Genomic DNA, 573 nt, shown 5'->3' with positions numbered 1-573 from the left:
CTGGCAGCCCGAGGTAAAGAACACGAAGCGTACGCCCGGGCCATCGACGGCCGCACCGGTTTCCAGAGAATGGATAAAACCCTTCACTTCTGTGCGTTCGGCCACAAAGTTGACGGGTATTTCGGTAACAGGCGTAGTCATGAATGTCCTTGATATAAATGACAGCGGGCGGCTTGCGCCGCCCACCAGAAGCAGCTTCCCTGATGGGAAGCTCAGGCTTACATCTTGCCGTGGAAGGTGCGGTTGATCACGTCCAGCTGGTGCTCACGCGTCAGCTTGACGAAGTTCACCGCATAGCCCGACACGCGCACGGTCAGCTGTGGGTACTCTTCCGGATGTTCCATCGCATCGATCAGCGTGTCACGGTTGAACACGTTGACGTTGACGTGGAAGCCACCAGCGGCAACGTAGCCATCCAGGCAGTTAGCCAGGTTACGGATACGCTCTTCAGCGGTGTGCCCCAGCGCATCCGGCGTCGCCGACGATGTCCAGCTGATACCATCCAGTGCCGCGCTATAAGGAATCTTAGCAACCGAAGCACCGGAAGCAACAAAGCCCTTCACATCACGGCCG

General features: G+C 57.9%; 1 protein-coding gene. It reads right to left on the bottom strand.

What is annotated here, in order from left to right; all coding sequences use genetic code 11:
- Positions 1-218: 218 nt before the first annotated feature.
- Positions 219-573: glycine radical domain-containing protein (locus tag EGI20_RS18980; protein ID WP_498633261.1), on the bottom strand; the 355-nt coding region annotated here is incomplete at its 5' end.

The organism is Aquitalea sp. S1-19 (assembly GCF_024343515.1).
Note: the sequence above shows the minus strand (reverse complement) of the source record. Positions and strands in the feature narration are given on the sequence as shown.